Raw genomic sequence first — 20,397 nt, 5'->3', positions numbered from 1 at the left:
CCGCCGCCGCGGTCAGAACTCCTGCGAGCCGCTGACCGCCCAGGCCACCCCGCTCGCCGGGTCCTCCAGCGCGAGGTGCAGGTGGCGCAGCCCGGCAGCCGGCTCCTGCCAGGTGAAGCAGCGCATCCGGGCCACCAGGGCGTTCACCTCGGTCCGGTCCGGCCCCTCCGCACCGGCCATCGCGCCCAGCGCCCGCCAGAGGCCCAGCCGCCCGTGCGCTCCGCCGTGGGTGCGGCCCACGGCGGCCGCCTGCACCAGCGCCGGGCAGGCGAGCGCGAACGGCAGGTACCCGCCGACCACCCGACGGCGCCGGGCCAGCACGGCGGCTGCCAACTGGGCCTGGCCGCGGACGCAGACCACCTCCACCCAGGGCGCGAGCGCGGACAGTTCGGCCAGCGCCCGGGTGACCCGCTGGCCGCCCAGCCGCCCGCCCGGTTCCGGCAGCTCGACCTCGACCAGGCCCTCCCGGCTGGCGGGCAGGGTCAGCACCGCGCTGCGCGCTCCTCCACCGGGCAGGTACTCGCGCACCCGCGAGGCCTCGTCCCAGCCCGCCGCCTCCCACGGCTCCAACCGCAGCGGCACGCCGTCCGGGTCGGGCTCGGCACCGTACGAGAGGTCCTCGCCGAGCAGGACCCGGGTGTGCGCGACCAGTCGGCGCACCGGGGCCGGGCCGAGCAACGGGGCCAGCCGCAGCCAGGAGTGCCGGGTCGCCAGGACCTCCCAGAGCGGGCCGGCGTCGTGGTCGGCCACCCCGGCGACCGTCCCCTCGCCACCGTCCGCGTCGAACAGCCGGACGGCCAGTTCGGGCGGCGCCGAGTAGGCGATCAGGTGGCCGAGCGGCGCGGTCAGGTCCACGGCGGCCCGCTCCCCGGCCTGCACGACGGCGGCCGCCCGGCCCTGCCGGTAGGCGGCGAGCAGCTCGGGCCATCGGCCGTCCTCGGCCAGGGCTCGCAGGCGGTGGTCCTCGTCCGTGATCACGATTTGAGCGTACGGGCCGGGGGCGCGCATCAGCCGACTTACCGTCAGTTCGGTGCGTCGGTGGCCCGGTCGGAGCCTTGTCCGGAGCCCTCGGATGCCGTCCGGGCAGCACCCGGGCACCACCCCGGGCACCACCCTGGGCGCCGCGCTCAGGCCCCGTGCCGACGCTCCTGCTCCAGGACCGCGCGCAGCCGGCCGTGGGCGCGGCGCCGGGTGACGGCCAGGGTGCTGCGGTGCAGACCGAGCAGTTCGGCGGCCTCGTCGACGGAGTAGCCGTCGAGGTCCACCAGCACCACGACCCTGGCCTGCTTGGCGGTCAGGACGCCGAGCAGCCGAACCACCTCCCAGCGGGCCTGCAGCTCGGCCATCCCGCCGGACGGCGGGTCGAGCGCGGACCGGCCGCGCTCCACCGCCTCGGCCAGCCCGGACACCTCGGGCAGCGCCACCCGGCGGCGCTCCCGGCGCCACTGGTCACGCAGGATGTTGGTCATCGTGGTGAAGGCGTAGGCGTACGGCTGAGGATGGCTGAGGAACCGCTCCGGGCGGCGGGCGATCCGCAGGTAGGCGTCGTGGACGACGTCACCGGCAGCGAGCGGGTTTCCGGTGAGCATCGCGGCCGCCTGGTGGAGTCTGGGCAGAAGGTCGGTGAACACCCGGTTGAAATCGGCGGATTGGCGCTCGGCAGGACCCGAACCGAAGCCCTTCCCGTACCCGCCCGCATGCCGTCCGCTGCAATCCGCCATGCCGCCCTCCCCGGAAATCGGCATCCTGAACGCCCAGTTGGGGCCGACCTCGGGCCGGCCAACCGGGCGAGTTGTGACACGAGTCACATCATAGGTCGTCGTCTCACGCTGCGCAGTCATTCGTGTGCAATTCGTCATCGACCGGGCGGGAGACGGGAATTCACCTCACCCGCCGTTCCGCCTGCCAGGGCGCTCCGCCCGATGGCAACCGTTGAACGAGGAGAAGTGCCATGCGAGGCTGCATCGCCAGGAAGATCGCCACCTTCGGGATGGTCGCCGTGGCCGCCCTGGGCGTGCTCGGTTCCGCCACCCTGCCGGCCGCTGCGGCTCCGGCCGCCGACCAGACCATCACCCCCGGGGCCGCGGCGGCCTCGCCGCACGTCGTCGCCGCCCCCTACCACTGCGTGATCACCGCCAACTACGGCTGGCGCTGGGAGGGGTACTGCAACATCTACTCCGGCCAGCTGCGCACCATCACCTACTGCGCCAACGGCAGCTACACGGTCGGCCTGTGGATCGGCGCCCGGCCGCAGGCCTGGGCGGTGTGGGGCAACTGCCCGGGGTCCACCTGGACGAAGATCGTGTTCCAGTGGCACAGCTGAGCGGGTAGGCGATGACAGCTGACGGATGACAGATTTCAAAATCTGTCATCCGTCAGCTGAACTCTGTTCGCTGAACCCTGTTCGCCGACATCCGTTCGCTGAGATCCGCCAGCCGTCGTCCCACCCGACCGGTCACCGCGCCGAGCCGGTCACCGGATCGGCGAGACCTCCTCAAGCAGCCGCGCGGTGTGCACCCGTCCCGCGTGCTCGACCAGGTTGATCAGCACCTCCTTCCCCGAGGCCCGCTGACGCGCGTCGCACAGCACCACCGGCGTCCCGGCGTCCAGGTCCAGCGCGCGGGCGACCTCCTCCGGACCGAACTCACGCGTCCCGGCGAAACGGTTCACCGCGACCACGAACGGAATGCCCCGGTGCTCGAAGAAGTCCACGGCCGGGAAGCAGTCGGTCAGCCGCCGGGTGTCGGCCAGCACCACCGCACCGAGCGCGCCCTGCGCCAGCTCGTCCCAGAGGAACCAGAACCGGTCCTGCCCCGGAGTGCCGAACAGGTAGACCGACAGGCCCTCGCGAATGGTGATCCGGCCGAAGTCCATCGCCACCGTGGTGGTGGTCTTGCGCTCGACACCGTCGAGGTCGTCCACCTCGCGCCCGGCTTCGGTCAGCCGCTCCTCGGTGCGCAGCGGCCGGATCTCGCTGACGGCGCCGACCAGCGTCGTCTTGCCGACCCCGAAGCCGCCCGCCACCAGGATCTTGAGCGCGAGCACGGAGTCGGCCGGGTCCACCGGGTCGGACAGTCGGCGGTCGGACGGCCCGCGGTCGGACGGGTGGTCAGAGTGCACGGAGTCCATGGATGACCTCCTGGAGGATGCGCTCGTCGGGGAGCAGGGCGGGCGGGACGGGGCGGCTGACCCGGACGAGCCCGGCGGCCAGCAGGTCGCCGAGCAGCACCCGCACGACGCCCACCGGCAGGTCGAGGTCGGCGGCCAGCTCGGCCACGGACAGCGGCGTGCCCCGGCACAGGCCGAGGATGCGCGCCTGCTCCGGGCCGACCGGCGGCTCGGGCGTGTCCGGGGCGAGCGCCGGGTCGGGCAGGTCGGACACGACCACGGCGATCAGGTCGAACTGCCGCTCGCCCGCGCCGGTCCGACCCCTGGTCATCGTGTACGGCCGGACCAGCGGCCCGGCCTCGTCGTCGTACCAGCGGGCCCGGTGGGCGGCGGCGAGCGGGTTTCGGGGGCGTTCGCCGGGCTCGGCCCGCGGATGCTCCGGATGTCGCTGATGGTACGGATGGAACGCCGGCGCCGACTCGTACGAACGGTCCGGTTCGTACGGACGATCCGACGCGGACGGCTGGTCGGACCCGTACGGACGGTCCGGTCGGTAGGGGCGGTCCGCCGGGTACGGCCGGTCCGGTCGGGGCACCGGGCTCACCCGCCGTACACCACGCGGGGCGCGGCGCTCAGGTGCTCCCCGACCCGGCGGACCAGTCTGGCCATCTCGTAGGCGATCAGCCCGAGGTCGGCCCGGGCGCTCGCGAACACGGCCAGGCAGGTGCCCTCCCCGGCCGCCGCGACGAGCAGGTAGCCGCCCTCCAACTCGACCATGGTCTGACGGACTTCGCCCGCGCCGAAGTGCCGGCCGGCGCCCTTGGCCAGACTGTGGAAGCCGGAGGCGACAGCGGCGAGGTGCTCGCCGTCCTCTCTGTCCAGTCCGGTCGAGGTGCCCATGGCCAGGCCGTCGGCGGAGAGCATCACGGCGAACCGGACCTCGGGGGCGCGCTGGACCAACTCGTCCAGGAGCCAGTTCAGTTCCCCCGCGCGGTGGGTGGTGCCGATCACGGACGGTCTCCTTCGGGTCGGGGCGAGGACGGATGGTGGCGCGGCGGCCGGGGCCGGGCTGGGTCGGCCGGCGGGTCCTCGGGCCGCCGGTCGGGGCGCAGTCCGCGTGCCCAGCCGCTCTGGAAGGCGGACATCGCCGCGCGCGCCGCCTCCGGGCTGCGACCCGCGGGCGCCGGACCGGCAACCCCGGAAGCCCCGGCGGCGGCGGTCCGGCGGGTGCGCGGGGCCGGTCCGGCCGGAGCCTCACGCAGTTGGGGCACCAGGCTCGCCTGCCGCACTCGACGCGGCAACTCCTCTGGCCCGCTGCCCGGTTGGGATTCTCCGGCCGCCGGCTCGGCCGCCGTGCGGTACGGCTGCGGCGGACCGGACTGCGGACGGGCGGCGGCACCCGGGCCCCCGTCCACAGCCGGTCCGACCGTCCGGGCGCCGGAGGCCCGGAAGGGGGTGCGGCGCACCGGCCCGGGGTCGCCGCCCCGGACGCCGAAGGCCAGCAGTGCCCCGCCCTCCGGCAGCGGCCCACCCGCCGCCGGAAGCTCGATCTCCGTCACCCCGCCACCCGGGAAGGCCAGGCCATCGGCCGGGAGGGGTGCGGGCTCCGGCCGCGTCTCGGCGGTCGGCGACTCCGGGAAGGCCCGGCCCTCCGGCACGGCCATCCATTCCGGAGCGGCCGGACCGGCCGGAGCGGTGACGACGTCCAACTCCGCCACCGGATCGAAGGATTGCGCCCCGCCGTGCCGCTCGTCGGCCAGCACCCCGGTGGGCAGCAGGACCACGGCGGTGGTGCCGCCGTACGCGGAGGTCACCAGCGAGACCCTGACGTCGTGCCGCCGGGCGAGCCGGCTGACCACGAACAGGCCGAGCCGGTCGCTGTCGAACAGGTCGGTCTGCTCGGCGGCGGCGATCCGGCGGTTGGCGGCGGCCAGCGGGGCCGGTCCCATGCCGAGGCCGCGGTCCTCGATCTCCAACGCGTAGCCGTTGCCGACCTGTTCGCCCCGGATGTGCACCCGGGTGTGCGGCGGGGAGAACCCGGTGGCGTTCTCGACCAGTTCGGCCACCAGGTGGGTGAGGTCGGCGACGGCGTGGCCGACCACGGCGGCCCGCGGCAGCGGGTGCACCTCGACCCTGGCGTACTCCTCGACCTCCGAGACGGCCGCGCGCACCACGTCCACGAGGGGGACGGGCCGGCGCCAGGCCCGGCCGGGGACGGCCCCGGAGAGGATGATCAGCCCCTCCGCGTGGCGGCGCATCCGAGTGGTGAGGTGGTCGAGACGGAACAGGTCGGCCAGCTCGGACGGATCCTCGGTGCGCCGCTCCATGGCGTCCAGCAGGGTGAGTTGGCGGTGCACCAGGACCTGGCTGCGGCGAGCGAGGTTGACGAACACCCCGGAGACCCCGGACAGCACCTCGGCCCGTTCCACCGCCGCCGTGACGGCCGCCCGCTGGACGGTGCCGAGCGCCCGGTGCACCTGGCCGATCTCGTCGTCGCGACCCTCCGGGCGGGGCGCCTCGGCCTCGATGTCCACCTCCTCCCCCGCGCGCAACCTCCGGATCGTGGCGGGCAGTTTGCGGCCGGCCAGGTCAAGTGCCGAGTTCCGCAGGCCGATCAGCTCGGTGACCAGACCGCGGCCGATCTGCACCGAGATCACCAGCGAGGCGACCACCCCGAGCAGACCGAGCAGCACGGCGATCCCGGCCGGCGTGAACAGGCCCAGGGCGTAGGGGTTCTGGCGCTCGGCGGCGAGCCGTCCGGCCCGGTCCTCGACGGCGCGCAGGCCACCGGTCACGTTCCCGGCCACCATCGCCCACCGGTCGGCGGGCACGGCGGCGACGGCGGCCCGGCCGTCGACGGCGGTACGGATCCTGTCCTCGTAGCCGACCAGCTCCCGGTGGTCCTGGCCGTCGGTGACGGCGAGCAGCGCGTCCCGGTCGGCGGGGCGCAGGTCGGCGGCCGTGCCCTGCTCGAACTCGCGCCGGGCGAAGACCGCGCCGGAGAACTCGCGCAGCTGGTCGTCGCCGAGCGTGCCGGAGAGCTGGGCTGTGCGCAGCAACGCGTCCTCGCGGGCGAGGAGTTCGCGGGAACGGGCGAGGTCCAGCAGCACCCGGGTGTCGGCGGCCGAGCTGCCGTCCTGCTGCGGGGCGACGGCGCCGGACACGGCGAGCGCCCGGTCCACGGCCGCGCCGTACGCGGCGTACGCCTCGGGCCAACCGACGGTCCGGGCCAGCACCCGGGCGCGCAGCTCGGGCAGGGCGGCGAGGGAGGTGCCGAGGGCGTCCAGGCGGGCGGCGGCGTCGGCGCCCAGGCCCTGGGCGTCCGCGCGGTTGTAGCCCTGGCCCGGGCGACGGGGGTCGGGGAACAGCGGGGTGAGCGCCCGGTCGGTGGTGTCGGCGGCCTCGCGCAGGGCGCTCTCCCGAGCGGCGGACGGGGCGGAGGGCGCGGAAGGCCCGGAGGGGGCGGCGCCCGGGGTGGCCAACAGCTGGCCGGCGGCGGCGCGTTCGGCCTGCAGGCCGGCGACCGTCCCGGCGACGGGCGCGAGCAGGGTGCGCTGGGCGTCGCGCAGGCGCAGCAGGTCCCAGACGCCCTGGGCGGTGGTGACGGTCGCGAAGCCCCAGAGGGCGATGACGGAGACGACCGGGACCATCAGCAGGGCGATGATCCGGGCCCGGACGGTCCGGGGACGCAGCCCGCGCAGCCAGGGCCCGGGGCGCGGTGGACGGGCGGGCGGCCCGGCGTGGGCACCCCGGCGCGCCCCGGAGGCGGTACCGCGGTCTTCTCGCATGGGTGAGGGGCCTTTCGGGCGGGGACTGGCGTCGGACGGGAACGGACTTCGACCGCAACGGACGTCGGCGGGTACCGGCGCCGGCCGGGGTCCGCCTCGGGCGCGGCCGCTCAGGCGGCTCGGTCGTGCTGCTCGGAGCCGTGGCGGTACGGGTCGGGGAGTCCCGCGCCCGGGAGCTCGACATCGGGGTGGGCGGGTGGCGCCGGGAACTCCTCAATGGTCAGCTCGCCCGCCGCCAGGTAGCCGGCCCGCTCCTGGGCGGTCGGGGAGAGCGCGACGAAGGCCGAGGCGAGGAAGAGGAAGGAGCCGAGGCCGACGGCGAGCGGGAAGACGAACTCCATCGGGCTGACCCCGCCGAGGCCGGTGCGGGCGGGGTCCAGCTGGACGTGCACGGCAGCCATGCCGGTGTAGTGCATGCAGCTGACGGCGAGCCCCATGGCCAGCGAGGCGGCGACCGCCGCGTACACGTTGCGGATGGTGACGGCGGCCCAGAGCGCGGCGGTGGCGGCGCCGACCGCGACCAGCACGGACAGCGCGACCGTTCCCGCGTCGTAGCGCAGCCCGCCGTGCATCCGGACGGCGGCCATCCCGAGGTAGTGCATCGCGGCGACGCCGACCCCGGTGGTGAAGCCGCCGCCGAGCAGGGCGAGGCCCCGGTGTCTGCCGTAGGTGACGACGGTCAGGCCGAGGCCGGTGACCAGCACCGCGACGACCAGGCTGAGCACGGTCAGCGGCACGTTGTAGCGCAGCTCGGTGCCGTCCACGGTGAAGCCGAACATGGCGACGAAGTGCATGGTCCAGATACCGGAGCCGATCGCTGCGGCGGCGGTGACCAGCCAGTTCCGGCGGACAGTGCCGCTCGCGGCGAGGCCGCGCAGGGTGCAGCGCAGCCCGAGGGCGGCGCCGGCGCAGGCCATCAGGTACGAGAGGACGGGGGTCAGCCAGCCGAAGCTGAAGTGGTTCAGGGTGCCCATGGGACCTCCGGTCGACCGGTCGGGCCCGGACCGGAACGCGGTGCGCCCGGGCTTCCCCGGCCGGGCGGACTGCACACGGGGCATATGCCAGTCGCATGTGCGCTTTCGACCTGGGGTGCGTGGGACGCTACCGAGGGGCCTGAATCGACCACCCGAAGATCTGAAAAGCTGCCCGCACGGCAGGGGTGATGTGTTCGAATGGCCCGGTCGTGTGTCCGGAGCCTGTCGTGGAACCCGGCATGGAACCCGGCGAACGACCAACGACGGGCAGCGAACAGCGGACAACAGGCAGCGAACAGCGGACAGATAACAGATTTCGAAATCTGTTATCTGTCCGCTGAAAGTTGAACGCTGAACCCTGAACGCCGAAACCCGACAGCTGTCGGCCGTCAGGCGTCAGCCCACCGCCGTCACCCGCACCCGCATCGCACTCGCCGCCCGCAGTGTGATGCCCTGCTCGAGCGCCACCCGCTGGTCCACCACCTCCATCTCGAAGTCCCGCAGTAGCACCCCGAGGGTCAGCACCGCCTCCAGCATCGAGAAGTGCTGCCCGATGCACGCCCGCGGCCCCCCGCCGAACGGGAACCAGGCGTACCGGTGCCGGGCCTTCTCCTCCTCCGGCAGGAACCGGTCCGGGTCGAAGCGCTCCGGCTCCACCCAGTGGTCCGGGTGCCGCTGGGTGACCAGCGGCGCGACCACGACCTGGGCGCCCGCCGGGATGACGTACCCGTCGATGACCGTCTCCTCGACCGCCCGCCGCCCGACCAGCGCCGCCGCCGGGAAGAGCCGCATCGCCTCCTTCAGCACCCGGGTGATGTACGGCAGCCGCTCCAGGTCCGCCGCCGTCGGCGCCCGTCCGGCCAGGACGGTCCGCGCCTCCTCCTGCGCGAGCTTGCGCTGCTCCGGGTGCTTGGCCAGCAGATGCAGCGCGAAGGCCAGCGAGGTGGCCGTGGTCTCGTGCCCGGCGAGCAGGAACACCAGGACCTGGTCCCGGAGTTCGGCCGGGTCCAGCTGCTCCCCGTCCTCGCCGCGGGCCCTTCCGAGCAGCGTCAGCAGGTCGTCCGCGTCCTCGTCGCCACCCCCGCGCGCGGCCCGCTCGGCGATGATCCGGTCACAGATCTCGTACAGCGCCCGCTGCGCCTCGGCGCCGCGCCGATTTCCGGGCGTCGGCCAGTTGCGCGGGAACCGGACCGGTGCGAAGCCGCGTTCCTTGATGTACTCGCCGAGCGCCGGGAAGCTGCGGTCCACCACCTCCACCGCCTCCTCCACGTCGGCACCGAATAGGATCCGCGCCACCGCGCGCAGCGCGAACCGCGACATCTCCTCCGCCGCGTCCACCACCCCGTCCGGCACGGCCCGCCACCGCTCGGCGAGCGCCTGCGCCTCCCGGGCGAGCGCGTCGGCGTAGCCGTCCACCCGGCGCCGGGTGAACAGCGGCTGGACCAGCCGACGCTGGCGCTGGTAGTCGCCGTCCTGGCTGGTGAGCAGCCCGTTGCCGACGCTGGTCCGCAGCTCGTCGTAGAAGCTGTTCTCCTTGCGGAAGTTGGCCGCCTCGGTGCCCAGCACCTGGTGGACGCCCTCGGGCGAGAACACCCCGTAGAACTCGACGCGCAGGCCGGGCGGCCCGGCCTGGAAGCGCACCACGTCCCCGTAGTCGCGACGGGCCGCGAGGTAGGTGCGCAGCGGACGGCGGGTGAGGTCGAAGAGCGACCCGACCAGGGGGTTCCCGGCCGGTCCGGGTACGGCGGCTGCGGTGGTCATCGGCACTCCTTCTGCGCTGGCGACCCTTCAACCTTACTGACGGGTATTCAGCCACGGAAGCGTCGGGCGCAAACGCGCGGGCGGGCGCGCATCGTGCGCACCCGCCCCAACCGGGCCCCCCAACCACACACCCGACCAGACCCGACCGCGCACCCGACCCGACCCGACCGCGAGCGCCGAGCGCCCGGCTCACTCGTACTCGGCGCCGCCCTTGCGCGTCAGATAGGCGTCGCTGACCACCTTGGCGATCGCCCGCCCGCCCAGCACCGGGCTCCAGCGCTCGGCGACCGGCCGGACCACCACGCCCTCGCGCAGGTGGAGTTCGCGCCCGGAGTGGGCCTCCCTGCCCTGCGCGTACGCCAGCACCGTCCCGGCGTCGAACGGCCCGCGCCACAGCTCGGGCACCAACGGCAGTTCGCCGTCCAGCAGTTCGGCGGCGGGCAGCCAGGTCAGCTGCCCGTCGACCACGGCCGACACGTCGAACGCGGCGTAGCCGGGCCGTTCGGTGCGCGCGGAGGCCCCGTACGTCAGGTCCTGGACGCCCTCGCCGAACACCTCGCCGAAGATGCCGACCCGCTCGGCGCCCAGCCGCTCGGCCAGTCGGGCCGCCACCTCCGCGATGCCGTACCCGCGCACCGCCCGCCAGTACAGGTTGCGCGCGTCCTCGACCAGCGCCAGCCCCTGCGCGCCGATCCCCTTGGAGGAGACCTGCACCCCACCGGTGGCGGCGGTGTAGGTGACCAGGCAGCAACTGCCGTGCAGCTTCTCGGTCAGCACCACCGGCTCGCCCGGCTCGAAGACGTCCGGGTAGCGCTTGAGGTTCTCGACGTCCACCCAGGGCAGCAGGTCCGGCGCGCTGACCACCTCTCCGCTCATCGAAGTCGGCACCGGAGGCTGCCACTTGACGATCCCGAGCAGCTCGGCGAAGTCCTCGCCCCGGTCCGCGGCCCCGGCCAGGTCGGTGTCGGCGAGCGCGGCGGGCCGGCAGACGATGCCCTGGGAGAGCTCTCCGCGCAGCCGTACCGCCTTCACCCGGTTCGCCCGCGCACCGGCCAGCTTTCCGGTCAGACCGATCTCCTCGATCAACTCATCCGGGAGCACGGCCTGTTCGGGGATGTAGAGGGCGACGTCGCCGGTCCGGTAGGCACCCTTCGCGACCACCGCACGGTAGAGGCCGACCTGCGCCAACTCCAGGGCATCGGCGTTCGGGTGCTCAAGAATGACCAGCCTCTCGGCGGTGACTCGAAGTGTGGACATGGGTGGACTCCTCCCCTGGGCTCGGCTGTTGGGCCCGGCGCGACCGCTCCTCGGTCGTACGGCCGGACTGCGAACACTCTGGCCGTTCGACCGGCCTCGGTGCGACGCATTTTCCACGCCGGGACCACCTGCCACCCCGCCGAGCGGTCCGCCCCGCCGGACCATTCGCGAACACGAACCGTCCGTGCACGTTTGACCCTTCCCACAGTGGGCCCGAGCCCCTCCCCCCAGCCTGTCTGTGCGAAGCGACAGAGGATTTATCGCTCGCATCTGCGGCACTATGATCGCCATCATGGCCGCATCTGCGATCACACCTCCGCGCCCCTTCCGGCGCGAACCCTGGAGGGGAAGCTACTGATGAGCACCCGCACCACCGCCAGCCGCAGACTCGCCGTCGCCGCCGCGGCGGTCCTCGCCCTCAGCCTCGGGGTCACCGCCTGCGGCAGCGACGGCGGTTCCACCTCCTCGGCCGCGAGCAGCAGCGCGAGCACCACGGGCGGCGCGACCGGCAACAGCAGCGCCCCGAAGGCCCACGGCGACATCACCGTGTTCGCCGCCGCCTCGCTCAAGGAGACCTTCACCGGCCTCGGCAAGAAGTTCGAGGCCGCCAACCCGGGCACCAAGGTCACGTTCAACTTCGGTGGCAGCTCCGCCCTCGCCACCAGCATCAACTCGGGTGCCCCGGCGGACGTGTTCGCCGCCGCCAGCCCGGCCACCATGAAGACCGTCACCGACGCGGGCGGCGCCGGCGGTGAGCCGAAGACCTTCGTGAAGAACACCCTCACCATCGCCGTGCCCAAGGGCAACCCCAAGCACGTCGCGGGCCTGAAGGACCTCACCGCCCCCGGCGTGAAGGTAGCGCTGTGCGCAAAGGAGGTGCCCTGCGGCGCCGCCGCCCAGACCGCGCTGAAGGCCGCGGGCCTCAACCTCACCCCGGTCACCCTGGAGCAGGACGTCAAGGGCGCGCTCACCAAGGTCGAGCTCGGCGAGGTCGACGCCTCGCTGGTGTACAAGACCGATGTGCAGTCCGATGCTGCGAAGATCGACGGTGTGGAATTCCCCGAGGCCGACAAGGCCGTGAACGACTACCCGATCGCCCCGCTCGCCAAGGCGCCGAACAAGGACGGCGCCGCCGCCTTCGTCGCCTACATCCAGTCGCCCGAGGCCAAGCAGGTGCTGACCGCGGCGGGCTTCCAGGCGCCGTGAACAAGCGCACCACCGGCCGCGACGGCAGCCGTGCCGACGGCCGCGACGGCTCCGGGGACCAGGGCGCCCCGGCGACGGCAGGACCCGCGAGGGCCCTGCCGCGCCGCCGCCCGGGCACGCAGCGCGTCCCGGTCACGCTGCTGCTCCCGGCACTGCTCGGGCTGGCGTTCCTGGTCCTCCCGCTGGTGGGCCTGCTGGTCCGGGCGCCGTGGAGCGGCCTGTCCGAGCAGCTCACCAGCACGGCCGTCTGGGACGCCCTGCGGCTGTCGCTGTTCTGCGCGACGGCCGCCACCGCGGTCTCGCTGGTCCTCGGCGTCCCGCTGGCCTGGCTGCTCGCCCGCACCGAACTGCCCGGCCGGCGGGTGGTCCGGGCGCTGGTCACCCTGCCGCTGGTGCTGCCGCCGGTGGTCGGCGGTGTGGCGCTGCTGCTGGTGCTGGGGCGGCGCGGGATCGTCGGCTCCTGGCTGGACTCCGCCTTCGGCATCACGCTGCCCTTCACCACCACCGGGGTCGTGATCGCCGAGGCCTTCGTGGCGATGCCCTTCCTGGTGATCAGCGTCGAGGGCGCGCTGCGGGCAGCCGACCCCCGCTACGAGGAGGCCGCCGCGACCCTGGGCGCCTCCCGGCTGACCGCGTTCCGCCGGGTCACCCTGCCGATGATCGCCCCGGGGATCGCCGCCGGCGCCGTCCTGGCCTGGGCCCGGGCGCTCGGCGAGTTCGGCGCGACGATCACCTTCGCGGGCAACTTCCCGGGCCGCACCCAGACCATGCCGCTGGCCGTGTACCTGGCCATGGAGTCCGATCCGGAGGCCGCGATCGCGCTGTCGCTGGTCCTGCTGGCGGTCTCCGTCGCCGTCCTGGTCGGCCTGCGCGACCGCTGGATGTCGACCCCTTGACCCGACCCACGCCCTGAACCGCCCCCAAGCCCGAACCGGCCCCGAACCGAACGAACCACCCCGAACCGGCCCAGAACCGAACGAACCGGCCCCTGAACCGAGATGCAGAGCCGAAATGCAGAGCCGATGAGCACCCCGAGCCCCGCCCTGGACGCCCGCCTCCGGGTGGACCGCGCCGCGTTCACCCTCGACCTCGCGCTCGCCGCCGCCCCCGGCGAGGTGGTCGCGCTGCTCGGCCCGAACGGCGCCGGCAAGTCCACCGCCCTGCGCGCACTGGCCGGCCTGCTCCCGCTCACCGGCGGCCACCTGCGCCTGGACGGCCGCGTCCTGGAGGACCCGGCGCAGCGCCTGCACACCCCCGCCGAGGCGCGGCCGGTCGGCGTGGTGTTCCAGGACTACCTGCTGTTCCCGCACCTCAGCGCGCTCGACAACGTCGCCTTCGGCCCGCGCTGCCAGGGCCGTCCGAAACGCGAGGCCCGGGCCGAGGCCGCGGCCTGGCTGGACCGGATGGGCCTGGCCGAGCACGCCGCGGTACGTCCGGGCCGGCTCTCCGGCGGCCAGGCGCAGCGGGTGGCGCTCGCCCGGGCGCTGGCCGTCCGGCCCCGGCTGCTCCTGCTGGACGAGCCGCTGGCCGCCCTGGACGCCCGCACCCGGCTCGACGTGCGGGCTCAACTACGGCGCCATCTGGCGGAGTTCGAGGCGGTGGCGGTGCTGGTGACGCACGACCCGCTGGACGCCATGGTGCTGGCCGATCGGCTGGTGGTGATCGAGGACGGCCGGGAGGTGCAGTCCGGCAGCCCGGCGGAGGTCGCCCGGCGGCCGCGCACCGACTACATCGCCCGCCTGGTCGGACTGAACCTGTACCAGGGCCGGGCCGAGGGCCCCCAGGTCACCCTCCTGGACGGCACGGTCGTGGCCACCGCCGAGGAGCTGACCGGTCCGGCCTTCGTGGCCTTCCCGCCCTCCGCGGTGACCCTGTACCGGGAGCGGCCGCAGTCCAGTGCCCGCAACCTGTGGAAGGCCGAGGTCACCGGCCTGGACCTGCACGGAGACCAGGTGCGCGCCGAGCTGTCCGGGGAGCTGTCGATGGCCGCCGACCTCACCCCGGCCGCGGTCGCGGAGTTGGGGCTGGCGCCGGGGGCGGCGGTCTGGGCCTCGGTCAAGGCCGCCCAGACCCACGCCTACCCGGCCTGACCACGCAGCCGGCCTGACCGCGCAGCAGGCCTGACCGCGCAGCAGGCCGGGCCCGCCGGGGTCATTCCGACGGCTCGACGAACCCCGACTCGTACGCCGCGATCACCGCCTGGGTGCGGTCCCGCGCGCCGAGCTTCGCCAGCACGCTGCTGACGTGCGTCTTGACCGTCTGCACCCCGAGGAACAGTTGCTCGGCGATCTCCCCGTTGCTGAGCCCGCGCGCCATCAGCCGCAGCACTTCCGCCTCGCGCTCGGTCAGCGAGGCCCGGGTCATGGCGGCGCGGGCGGTGGGGTTGCCGTGCCCGGCCGCCAGGCGGCGGATCGCGGCCGGGAACAGCAGCGACTCGCCCGCCGCCACCAGCCGTACCGCGTGGGCGATCTCGGCCGGGCGGGAGCGCTTGAGCAGGAAGCCGTCGGCGCCCGCGCGCAGCGCCTGGTAGACGTAGTCGTCGTTCTCGAAGGTGGTCACCACCAGGATCCGCGGCGGCCGCTCCCCCGACCCGTCGGGGCGCAGCAGCTCGCGGGTGGCCGCCAGTCCGTCCAGGACGGGCATCCGGACGTCCATCAGCACCACCTGCGGGCGCAGCGCGCGGGCCAGGGCCACCGCCTCCGCGCCGTCGGCCGCCTCGCCGACGACCCGCAGGTCGCCCTGGGCCTCCAGGACGGCCCGCATCCCGACCCGGACCAGTTCCTCGTCATCGGCGAGCAGGATGTCGGTCGGGCCGGCCGCGCCCGCGGTCCGGCGGTCACCCGCAAGATCATTCGTCACGAGCCCAAGCGTAGGGGCAGCCGCACATGCAGCACCCACTCCCCACTGCAGTCCTGCGACGCCCCCGCCGTGGCCTCCCCGCCGAGCAGCGTGGCCCGCTCGCGGATGCCGCGCAGCCCCTTGCCGCCCTTGCGCGCCCCGGCGGCGGGATTTCGCGCCGCGACGCCCCCTCCGGCCGACATCGCGTTGGCGCAGCGCAGCTCCAACTGCCCGCCCCGGACGCCGATCCGTATGCTGATCGGCTCGCCGGGCGCGTACTTGAGCGCGTTGGTGACACCCTCCTGGACGATCCGGTAGGACTCGCGGGAGAGCACCCCGGGCAGCTTCCCCTCCGACAGGTCGACCAGCGCCTCGACCTGGCTGCCGGCCGCCCGCGCGGTGTCGAAGAGCACGGGCAGCTGGTCGACCCCGGGCTGCTCGGTGGCCGCTCCGCCGGCCGCCCCCGCCGGGCTCTCGCGCAGCAGGACGAGGGTGCGTTCGAGGTCCTCCATCGCCTGCCGCCCGGTCTCCTCGATGACTTCGAGCGCCTTGGCGACGAAGGCCGGGTCCCCCACCTCGCGCGCCGCTCCCGCCTGAAGGACCGTCACGGTCAGTGCGTGGCCGATGGAGTCGTGCAGCTCACGGGCCAACCGGTTGCGCTCCAGCAGCCGTTCGGCCCGCAGCTCCGCATCCGCCAGGCGCTCCGCCGGGGACGGCCCCAGCAGCCGTGCGGCCATGACGAGTTGCAGGCGCCCCGCCCACACCACCAGCCAGCCGTAGCCGATCGCCAGCGCCGGGGCGAGCGGGAGGTAGCACAGGGCGTGCGGCCCGGTCAGCAGGTTGAACGCCGGGGTGAGGCCCCAGACCATCGCGAAGCCGATCACCGAACCGAGCACCACCCGCCCGATCAGCCAGCCCGCCGTGCGCCGCCGGTCGGCCCAGGTACGGGAGGGCTCGACGGCGATGTCCTCCTCACGGTCGGGCACCAGCAGCAGCCGCGCCTGCACGCCCTCGGCCCGGCGAGCGGCCGGGATGAGCGCGACCAGCGCGAGCAGGACGGTGTCCAACCAGACGGCCCCCGCCAGGATCTCCCCCAGGCTCTTCTGGTACGTCCCCGGGTAGACCAGCAGGACCACGCCGGCGAAGATCCACCCGACCAGCAGGTGCAACAGTCGGGCGTAGGTGGCACCGGCCACCAGCGGCGCGAGGAGCCTGGGCAGCACGTACCCGGGCGCTCCGCCCCTGAGTCGTCCGATCCGAGACACGGTCATTCTTGGCACCGGGCCATCCTGCCAGGTCAACGCCCCTCCCGCGGCCCCCCGCGGGGGCGTCCCGATCTCCCTCCCGGGAGGGAGTCGCGTCCCCACCCCGGCGGGATCCGCCCACCGGCCCCGCTCCGGTCGAATGGAACCACCGTCCGGGGCACTGGCGGTGACCATCTGTGAGAAGGGAAGGGCGGCCGTGATCGAGATCCAGGGCCTGACCAAGGAGTACGACGGCCGACGGGTCGTCGACGACCTGTCGTTCGAGGTCCGGCCCGGCGTGGTGACCGGATTCCTCGGCCCGAACGGCGCCGGGAAGAGCACCACCATGCGGCTGATCCTCGGCCTGGACCGCCCCACCGCCGGGCACGCCCTGGTCGGCGGCCGCCCGTACGCCGAACTCACCACACCACTGCGGCAGGTCGGCGCGCTGCTGGACGCCCACGCCCTGCACGGCGGCCGGACGGCGCAGGGCCACCTGCGCTGGATCGCCGCGAGCAACGGCCTGCCGCAGCGGCGGGTCGGCGAGGTACTGGCCCAGGTCGGGCTGACGGAGGCGGCCGGGCGCCGGATCCGGGGCTTCTCGCTCGGGATGCGCCAGCGCCTCGGGGTGGCCGCGACGCTGCTCGGGGACGCGCCGGTGCTGCTGCTGGACGAACCGGTGAACGGCCTGGACCCGGAGGGTATCCGCTGGATCCGCACCCTGCTGCGCGACCTGGCGGCCGAGGGCCGGGCGGTGCTGGTCTCCTCCCACCTGATGACCGAAATGGCGCTCACCGCAGACCACTTGGTGGTGATCGGCCGCGGCCGGCTGCTCGCGGACGCCGCCACCTCCGAGTTCATCGACCGCCACGGCCGCACCCGGATCCGGGTCCGCGCCGTCGATGCGGCCAAGCTGGCCGCCCTGCTCGGCGGGGACGGCCACGGCCTGGACGCCGTCGAAGTCGACGGCGGCGCCTGGGAGGTGGCCGGCGCCGAACCCGAGCGGATCGCCGCGCTCGCCGCCGCCAACGGCGTGGTGCTGTACGAGATCGCGGTCCAACAGGACTCGCTGGAGGAGGCGTTCATGCGAATGACCGCCGACAGCGTCGAGTTCCGGGCGGAGGCCGCCGCATGAATTCGCCGTCGTACGCCGTCAACGCCGTCAACGCCTTCCGCGCCGAACGGATCAAGATCACCACGCTGCGCTCGCTCTGGCTGGCGCCGCTGCTCTCCGTCCTGCTCACCGCCGGGGTCACCGCGGCCGTCGGGGCGGCACTCGGCGACAAGGACCACCACATCACCGACGACCCGGGCGTCGGCATCTTCTACGGGCTCAACTTCGGCCAGGCGGTGCTGGTCGCCTTCGGCGTCCTGCTGATCGGCCAGGAGTTCAACACCCGGATGATCGACGTCTCGCTCGCCGCCGTCCCCCGGCGCGGTCGACTCTACGGCGCCAAGCTGGCGTTGGGCGCTCTGATCGGCCTCGGCGTAGGCGCGCTCGGCACGGCCGGCGCCTTCGCCGGGTACGCGGCCACCGTGCCCGCCGACTGGCACGGCCCCGCCTTCGCCCGCGCGGCCACGGCCGGGGTGCTGTACCCGGCGCTGCTGGTGGTGCTCTGCCTCGGACTGACCGCGCTGCTGGGCAATCTCACCGCCGCCATGGGCCTGTTGGCCCCGACCGTGTTCCTGCTCTCGCCGATGCTGGCCGGCCTGCCCGTGGCGCGCCACGTCTTCCAGTTCCTGCCCGACCGGGCCGGGCAGTACGCGCTGCGCTACGTCGACGACCCGCAGACCGCGTACGGGCACTGGACCGGACTGCTGATCATGGCGTTCTGGACGGCGCTGGCCGCCTACGGCGGTCTGCGGGCGATGCGGCGGGCCAAGTGACCGTTCGCGAAGGAGAGATGAAGATGGGCCTCGGCAACGCCCTGCGCGCCGAACGGATCAAGTTCACCACCCTGCCCTCGCAGTGGGCCGCCCCGCTGACCGCCCTGGTGCTCACAGTCGGCATCACCGCGGCCGTCAGCGCCACCGAGGGCGCCCCGGCTCCGGGCTCCGGCAAGGACCCGGCCAACATGATCTACTACGGCCTGCTGTTCGGCCACGTGGCCGTGGCCTGCGTCGGGATCCTGCTGATCGGGCAGGAGTTCAACACCCGGATGATCGACACCTCGCTCACCGCCGTCCCCAGCCGCAGCCGGCTCTACGGCGCCAAGCTCGCGCTCGGCGCCGGGCTGGGCCTGCTGCTGGGGCTGGCCTCGACGGCAGGCTCCTTCCTCGCCGTCGACGTCACCGCCGGCCTGGACCTCTCCACCCCGGGCCTGGCCCGCAGCTTCCTGGCCGGCGTGCTCTACCACCCGATGATGGTGCTGATCTGCCTCGGACTGACCGCGATGCTGGGCAACTTCAGCGCAGCACTCGGCCTGCTCACCCCGATGGTCTTCCTCGGCACCACCTGGCTGGGCGCGATCCCCGGCGTCCGCGAGGCCGGCCAGTTCCTGCCCGACCGGGCCGGCCTGTACGCGATGCGCACCCAGACCGAGCCGGGCATCCACTACGGCCACTGGACCGGACTGGCGATCATGGCGCTCTGGACTGCCGCGGCGGTGTACGGCGGCCGGCGGGCGATGCAGCGGCACCAGGCCTCGGGCGCCTGACGGCGGGCCGGCGGACAACGAACAACAAACAGCGAACAGATAACAGCGAACAGATGACAGATTTCGAAATCTGTCATCTGTTCGCTGTTATCTGTTACCCGCCACTCGCTACTAGCCCCCTACGGCCCGCCCCCTGCGGCCCGTCACCGCAGCGCCGGATGGTCCGCGATCACCGTGCAGCTGCCCGGCGCGATCTCCGTGAAGCCAGCGTCCTGGACCACCGGCAGCCCGCTGCGGACCAGTTCCTCCCACGCCTCCGGCGAGGCCGTCCGAACCGCCAGCGCGAAACCCGCCTCCGCCCACTCCTTGCGCTGCGCGTCGTCCAGCCGCCACCAGGCCAGCTGGGCGGCGTGCCCGGTCTGCGCCATCGTCTTACCCGCACTCATCTCCAGCTCCGGATTGAGCCACAGCACCGGCAGCCCCGGCTCGGGCACGCCGACCTCAGCCGTCTCCTCCAGATCCGTCCCGGAGACCTGGAGCTTGGCGAGCTCCTTCGGCCAGCCGTCCAGCGGAATCGGCGGGAACACCCGCACCTCCGCCTCGCTCCCCCGCACCGTGACGCCCGGCAGCTCCCCGGCCCGGCGCCACTCCCCACCCCGGGCCCGCCGGACCACCTTGCGGATGCGGGCGTCCTCCCAGGCCGTGACCTGCTCCGCCCACTCGCCCTCCGCCTCGGTCACCCGGGGGTCGGCGAGCAGCGTGAGCACCGCCCGCGCCGAGGTCTCCAGCGCGTCCGTCCGCCCCGGCGGCGTGGCCTTCTCCAGCCGGACGACCAGCGGCAGCACGTACTGCGGCCGCGCGTCACGACCCTCGGGTGCGGGAGCGTCCCCGGTGCCAGGTACGCCGCCGGGAGCGTCGTCGGGCGCGGAAACGGGGGCCGGGGCATCGAACGGAGAAGTCACCCGTCCAGCATGCCAGCCCCACCGACCCCCGCCTCGGCCCGCCCCCGGCTCAGCGCAGCCGCTGCCGCAGCTCGTCCACCGCCGCCCGGATGCCCGCGCTGTACACGTCCTCCGGCAGCGCGTCCAGGCTCCGCACCGCTCGTTCGAGCTGTTCGCGCGCCAGGTCCGGCTCGCCGAGCTTGAGGTGGTCCGAGGCCAGGTTGAGGTGCAGCGAGGGATAGAAGGCACGCACCTGGAGGGCCGACTCGTACGTCTGGGCGCGCTCGGCGGTCAGCGAGTCGGCGGCCGCGAGGGCCCGCCGGTCCCACTCCAGCTCGGCTCGCGGGTCGTCCTGCAAGTCGGCCAGATAGTGCGCCAGGACGCAGCGGTGGAACACGTCCCGCTCGCCCAGCGCCTCCCACAGCGCCTCGAAGCTGGCCCGCGCCTCGGCCGTCCGCCCGCGCTGCGCCGCCTGCACGCCGTCCAGCCCGAGCGCGACCCGGGCCAACCCCGGCTCGTCCCCGCCCGACTCCCCCGAGGACGGACCGGACGCACCCGCACCACCGAACGAACCGGATACGCCGGACACACCAGACACATCGGACACATCGGACATGCCCGCAGCCTAGCCGCCCACCCGCCGCCGCGCCCGGCCCACCGGAAGGCCCTCCGGCCGACGCCCG

General features: G+C 74.1%; 20 protein-coding genes. 7 read left to right on the top strand and 13 right to left on the bottom strand.

Going from position 1 to position 20,397, the window contains the following annotated elements:
* Positions 1–12: 12 nt before the first annotated feature.
* Positions 13–978, bottom strand: coding sequence for a hypothetical protein (locus tag ACGF12_RS02325; protein ID WP_393024235.1), 966 nt, complete (start codon positions 976–978; stop codon positions 13–15).
* 149 nt (positions 979–1,127) lie between these two features.
* Entirely contained in the window at positions 1,128–1,721 is a 594-nt protein-coding gene (locus tag ACGF12_RS02320; RefSeq protein ID WP_393024232.1) for an RNA polymerase sigma factor, read from the bottom strand.
* A 230-nt stretch (positions 1,722–1,951) separates the two neighbouring features.
* Here ACGF12_RS02320 and ACGF12_RS02315 point away from each other — a divergent pair, with 230 nt between their 5' ends.
* The gene (locus tag ACGF12_RS02315; protein ID WP_393024230.1) at positions 1,952–2,323 is read left to right on the top strand and encodes a hypothetical protein; all 372 of its coding nucleotides are present in this window, start codon (positions 1,952–1,954) and stop codon (positions 2,321–2,323) included.
* Between the two features lie 149 nt (positions 2,324–2,472).
* Here ACGF12_RS02315 and ACGF12_RS02310 read toward each other — a convergent pair whose 3' ends face one another.
* From ACGF12_RS02310 to ACGF12_RS02280, 7 genes are all read right to left on the bottom strand, one after another.
* The gene (locus ACGF12_RS02310; protein ID WP_393024227.1) at positions 2,473–3,129 is read right to left on the bottom strand and encodes an ATP/GTP-binding protein; all 657 of its coding nucleotides are present in this window, start codon (positions 3,127–3,129) and stop codon (positions 2,473–2,475) included.
* Positions 3,110–3,457 (bottom strand): DUF742 domain-containing protein, encoded by a 348-nt coding sequence (locus ACGF12_RS02305; protein ID WP_393024629.1) that lies wholly within the window; start codon positions 3,455–3,457, stop codon positions 3,110–3,112. Before ACGF12_RS02305 ends, ACGF12_RS02310 begins: the two co-directional genes overlap by 20 nt.
* Positions 3,458–3,708: 251 nt before the next feature.
* Positions 3,709–4,119 (bottom strand): roadblock/LC7 domain-containing protein, encoded by a 411-nt coding sequence (locus ACGF12_RS02300; RefSeq protein WP_387614128.1) that lies wholly within the window; start codon positions 4,117–4,119, stop codon positions 3,709–3,711.
* Positions 4,116–6,896: a nitrate- and nitrite sensing domain-containing protein gene (locus ACGF12_RS02295; protein ID WP_393024224.1), complete on the bottom strand. Its 2,781-nt coding sequence runs from the start codon at positions 6,894–6,896 to the stop codon at positions 4,116–4,118. The genes ACGF12_RS02300 and ACGF12_RS02295 overlap by 4 nt, the downstream gene beginning before the upstream one ends.
* 110 nt (positions 6,897–7,006) lie before the next feature.
* Positions 7,007–7,870: an MHYT domain-containing protein gene (locus ACGF12_RS02290; protein WP_393024221.1), complete on the bottom strand. Its 864-nt coding sequence runs from the start codon at positions 7,868–7,870 to the stop codon at positions 7,007–7,009.
* 396 nt (positions 7,871–8,266) lie between these two features.
* Positions 8,267–9,631 carry a cytochrome P450 gene (locus ACGF12_RS02285; protein ID WP_393024218.1) on the bottom strand — a complete coding sequence of 455 codons (1,365 nt, stop codon included), beginning with the start codon at positions 9,629–9,631 and terminating at the stop codon, positions 8,267–8,269.
* Between the two features lie 189 nt (positions 9,632–9,820).
* Positions 9,821–10,888 (bottom strand): RNA ligase (ATP), encoded by a 1,068-nt coding sequence (locus tag ACGF12_RS02280; protein WP_393024215.1) that lies wholly within the window; start codon positions 10,886–10,888, stop codon positions 9,821–9,823.
* A 357-nt stretch (positions 10,889–11,245) separates the two neighbouring features.
* Here ACGF12_RS02280 and modA point away from each other — a divergent pair, with 357 nt between their 5' ends.
* The 3 genes from modA to ACGF12_RS02265 all read left to right on the top strand — a co-directional run bounded on the left by modA (position 11,246) and on the right by ACGF12_RS02265 (position 14,184).
* Positions 11,246–12,094 (top strand): molybdate ABC transporter substrate-binding protein, encoded by an 849-nt coding sequence (modA, locus tag ACGF12_RS02275; protein ID WP_393024212.1) that lies wholly within the window; start codon positions 11,246–11,248, stop codon positions 12,092–12,094.
* 95 nt (positions 12,095–12,189) lie between these two features.
* Positions 12,190–12,990 carry an ABC transporter permease gene (locus ACGF12_RS02270; RefSeq protein WP_393024626.1) on the top strand — a complete coding sequence of 267 codons (801 nt, stop codon included), beginning with the start codon at positions 12,190–12,192 and terminating at the stop codon, positions 12,988–12,990.
* Positions 12,991–13,116: 126 nt separating this feature from the next.
* The gene (locus ACGF12_RS02265; RefSeq protein WP_393024209.1) at positions 13,117–14,184 is read left to right on the top strand and encodes an ABC transporter ATP-binding protein; all 1,068 of its coding nucleotides are present in this window, start codon (positions 13,117–13,119) and stop codon (positions 14,182–14,184) included.
* 61 nt (positions 14,185–14,245) lie between these two features.
* Here ACGF12_RS02265 and ACGF12_RS02260 read toward each other — a convergent pair whose 3' ends face one another.
* Both ACGF12_RS02260 and ACGF12_RS02255 read right to left on the bottom strand, forming a co-directional pair.
* Positions 14,246–14,857, bottom strand: a complete 612-nt coding sequence (locus tag ACGF12_RS02260; RefSeq protein ID WP_393024623.1) for a response regulator — start codon at positions 14,855–14,857, stop codon at positions 14,246–14,248.
* A gap of 92 nt (positions 14,858–14,949) precedes the next feature.
* Complete coding sequence (locus tag ACGF12_RS02255; protein ID WP_393024206.1) at positions 14,950–16,155, bottom strand: sensor histidine kinase; 1,206 nt, start codon at positions 16,153–16,155, stop codon at positions 14,950–14,952.
* 238 nt (positions 16,156–16,393) lie between these two features.
* Between ACGF12_RS02255 and ACGF12_RS02250 the strand changes: the two genes are divergently transcribed.
* The 3 genes from ACGF12_RS02250 to ACGF12_RS02240 are packed head-to-tail and all read left to right on the top strand — an operon-like array spanning position 16,394 to position 18,833.
* Positions 16,394–17,311, top strand: a complete 918-nt coding sequence (locus tag ACGF12_RS02250) for an ATP-binding cassette domain-containing protein (RefSeq protein WP_393024203.1) — start codon at positions 16,394–16,396, stop codon at positions 17,309–17,311.
* The gene (locus ACGF12_RS02245) at positions 17,308–18,063 is read left to right on the top strand and encodes a hypothetical protein (protein ID WP_393024201.1); all 756 of its coding nucleotides are present in this window, start codon (positions 17,308–17,310) and stop codon (positions 18,061–18,063) included. The genes ACGF12_RS02250 and ACGF12_RS02245 overlap by 4 nt, the downstream gene beginning before the upstream one ends.
* A 17-nt stretch (positions 18,064–18,080) precedes the next feature.
* Complete coding sequence (locus ACGF12_RS02240) at positions 18,081–18,833, top strand: hypothetical protein (RefSeq protein WP_393024198.1); 753 nt, start codon at positions 18,081–18,083, stop codon at positions 18,831–18,833.
* A 143-nt stretch (positions 18,834–18,976) separates the two neighbouring features.
* On the opposite strand, the gene ACGF12_RS02235 is transcribed toward ACGF12_RS02240, so the two are convergent.
* Positions 18,977–19,735 (bottom strand): aminoacyl-tRNA hydrolase, encoded by a 759-nt coding sequence (locus ACGF12_RS02235; RefSeq protein ID WP_393024195.1) that lies wholly within the window; start codon positions 19,733–19,735, stop codon positions 18,977–18,979.
* 49 nt (positions 19,736–19,784) lie between these two features.
* Positions 19,785–20,330, bottom strand: a complete 546-nt coding sequence (locus tag ACGF12_RS02230) for a hypothetical protein (protein ID WP_393024192.1) — start codon at positions 20,328–20,330, stop codon at positions 19,785–19,787.
* Positions 20,331–20,397: the final 67 nt, after the last annotated feature.

The sequence above is a fragment of the Kitasatospora sp. NPDC048296 genome (genome assembly GCF_043201815.1).
Taxonomy (GTDB): Bacteria; Actinomycetota; Actinomycetes; order Streptomycetales; family Streptomycetaceae; genus Kitasatospora.
The sequence above is the reverse complement of the archived record's forward strand: the minus strand, read 5'-3'. Positions and strand labels throughout refer to the sequence as shown.

What these genes read in the sequence shown, in the direction of transcription:
- ACGF12_RS02230 (WP_393024192.1), bottom strand. Translation starts at nt 20,330, where the DNA reads ATGTCCGATGTGTCCGATGTGTCTGGTGTGTCCGGCGTATCCGGTTCG.
- ACGF12_RS02310 (WP_393024227.1), bottom strand. Translation starts at nt 3,129, where the DNA reads ATGGACTCCGTGCACTCTGACCACCCGTCCGACCGCGGGCCGTCCGAC.
- ACGF12_RS02315 (WP_393024230.1), top strand. Translation starts at nt 1,952, where the DNA reads ATGCGAGGCTGCATCGCCAGGAAGATCGCCACCTTCGGGATGGTCGCC.
- ACGF12_RS02320 (WP_393024232.1), bottom strand. Translation starts at nt 1,721, where the DNA reads ATGGCGGATTGCAGCGGACGGCATGCGGGCGGGTACGGGAAGGGCTTC.
- ACGF12_RS02240 (WP_393024198.1), top strand. Translation starts at nt 18,081, where the DNA reads ATGAAGATGGGCCTCGGCAACGCCCTGCGCGCCGAACGGATCAAGTTC.
- ACGF12_RS02295 (WP_393024224.1), bottom strand. Translation starts at nt 6,896, where the DNA reads ATGCGAGAAGACCGCGGTACCGCCTCCGGGGCGCGCCGGGGTGCCCAC.
- ACGF12_RS02280 (WP_393024215.1), bottom strand. Translation starts at nt 10,888, where the DNA reads ATGTCCACACTTCGAGTCACCGCCGAGAGGCTGGTCATTCTTGAGCAC.
- ACGF12_RS02290 (WP_393024221.1), bottom strand. Translation starts at nt 7,870, where the DNA reads ATGGGCACCCTGAACCACTTCAGCTTCGGCTGGCTGACCCCCGTCCTC.
- modA (WP_393024212.1), top strand. Translation starts at nt 11,246, where the DNA reads ATGAGCACCCGCACCACCGCCAGCCGCAGACTCGCCGTCGCCGCCGCG.
- ACGF12_RS02260 (WP_393024623.1), bottom strand. Translation starts at nt 14,857, where the DNA reads ATGCGGGCCGTCCTGGAGGCCCAGGGCGACCTGCGGGTCGTCGGCGAG.
- ACGF12_RS02245 (WP_393024201.1), top strand. Translation starts at nt 17,308, where the DNA reads ATGAATTCGCCGTCGTACGCCGTCAACGCCGTCAACGCCTTCCGCGCC.
- ACGF12_RS02265 (WP_393024209.1), top strand. Translation starts at nt 13,117, where the DNA reads ATGAGCACCCCGAGCCCCGCCCTGGACGCCCGCCTCCGGGTGGACCGC.
- ACGF12_RS02285 (WP_393024218.1), bottom strand. Translation starts at nt 9,631, where the DNA reads ATGACCACCGCAGCCGCCGTACCCGGACCGGCCGGGAACCCCCTGGTC.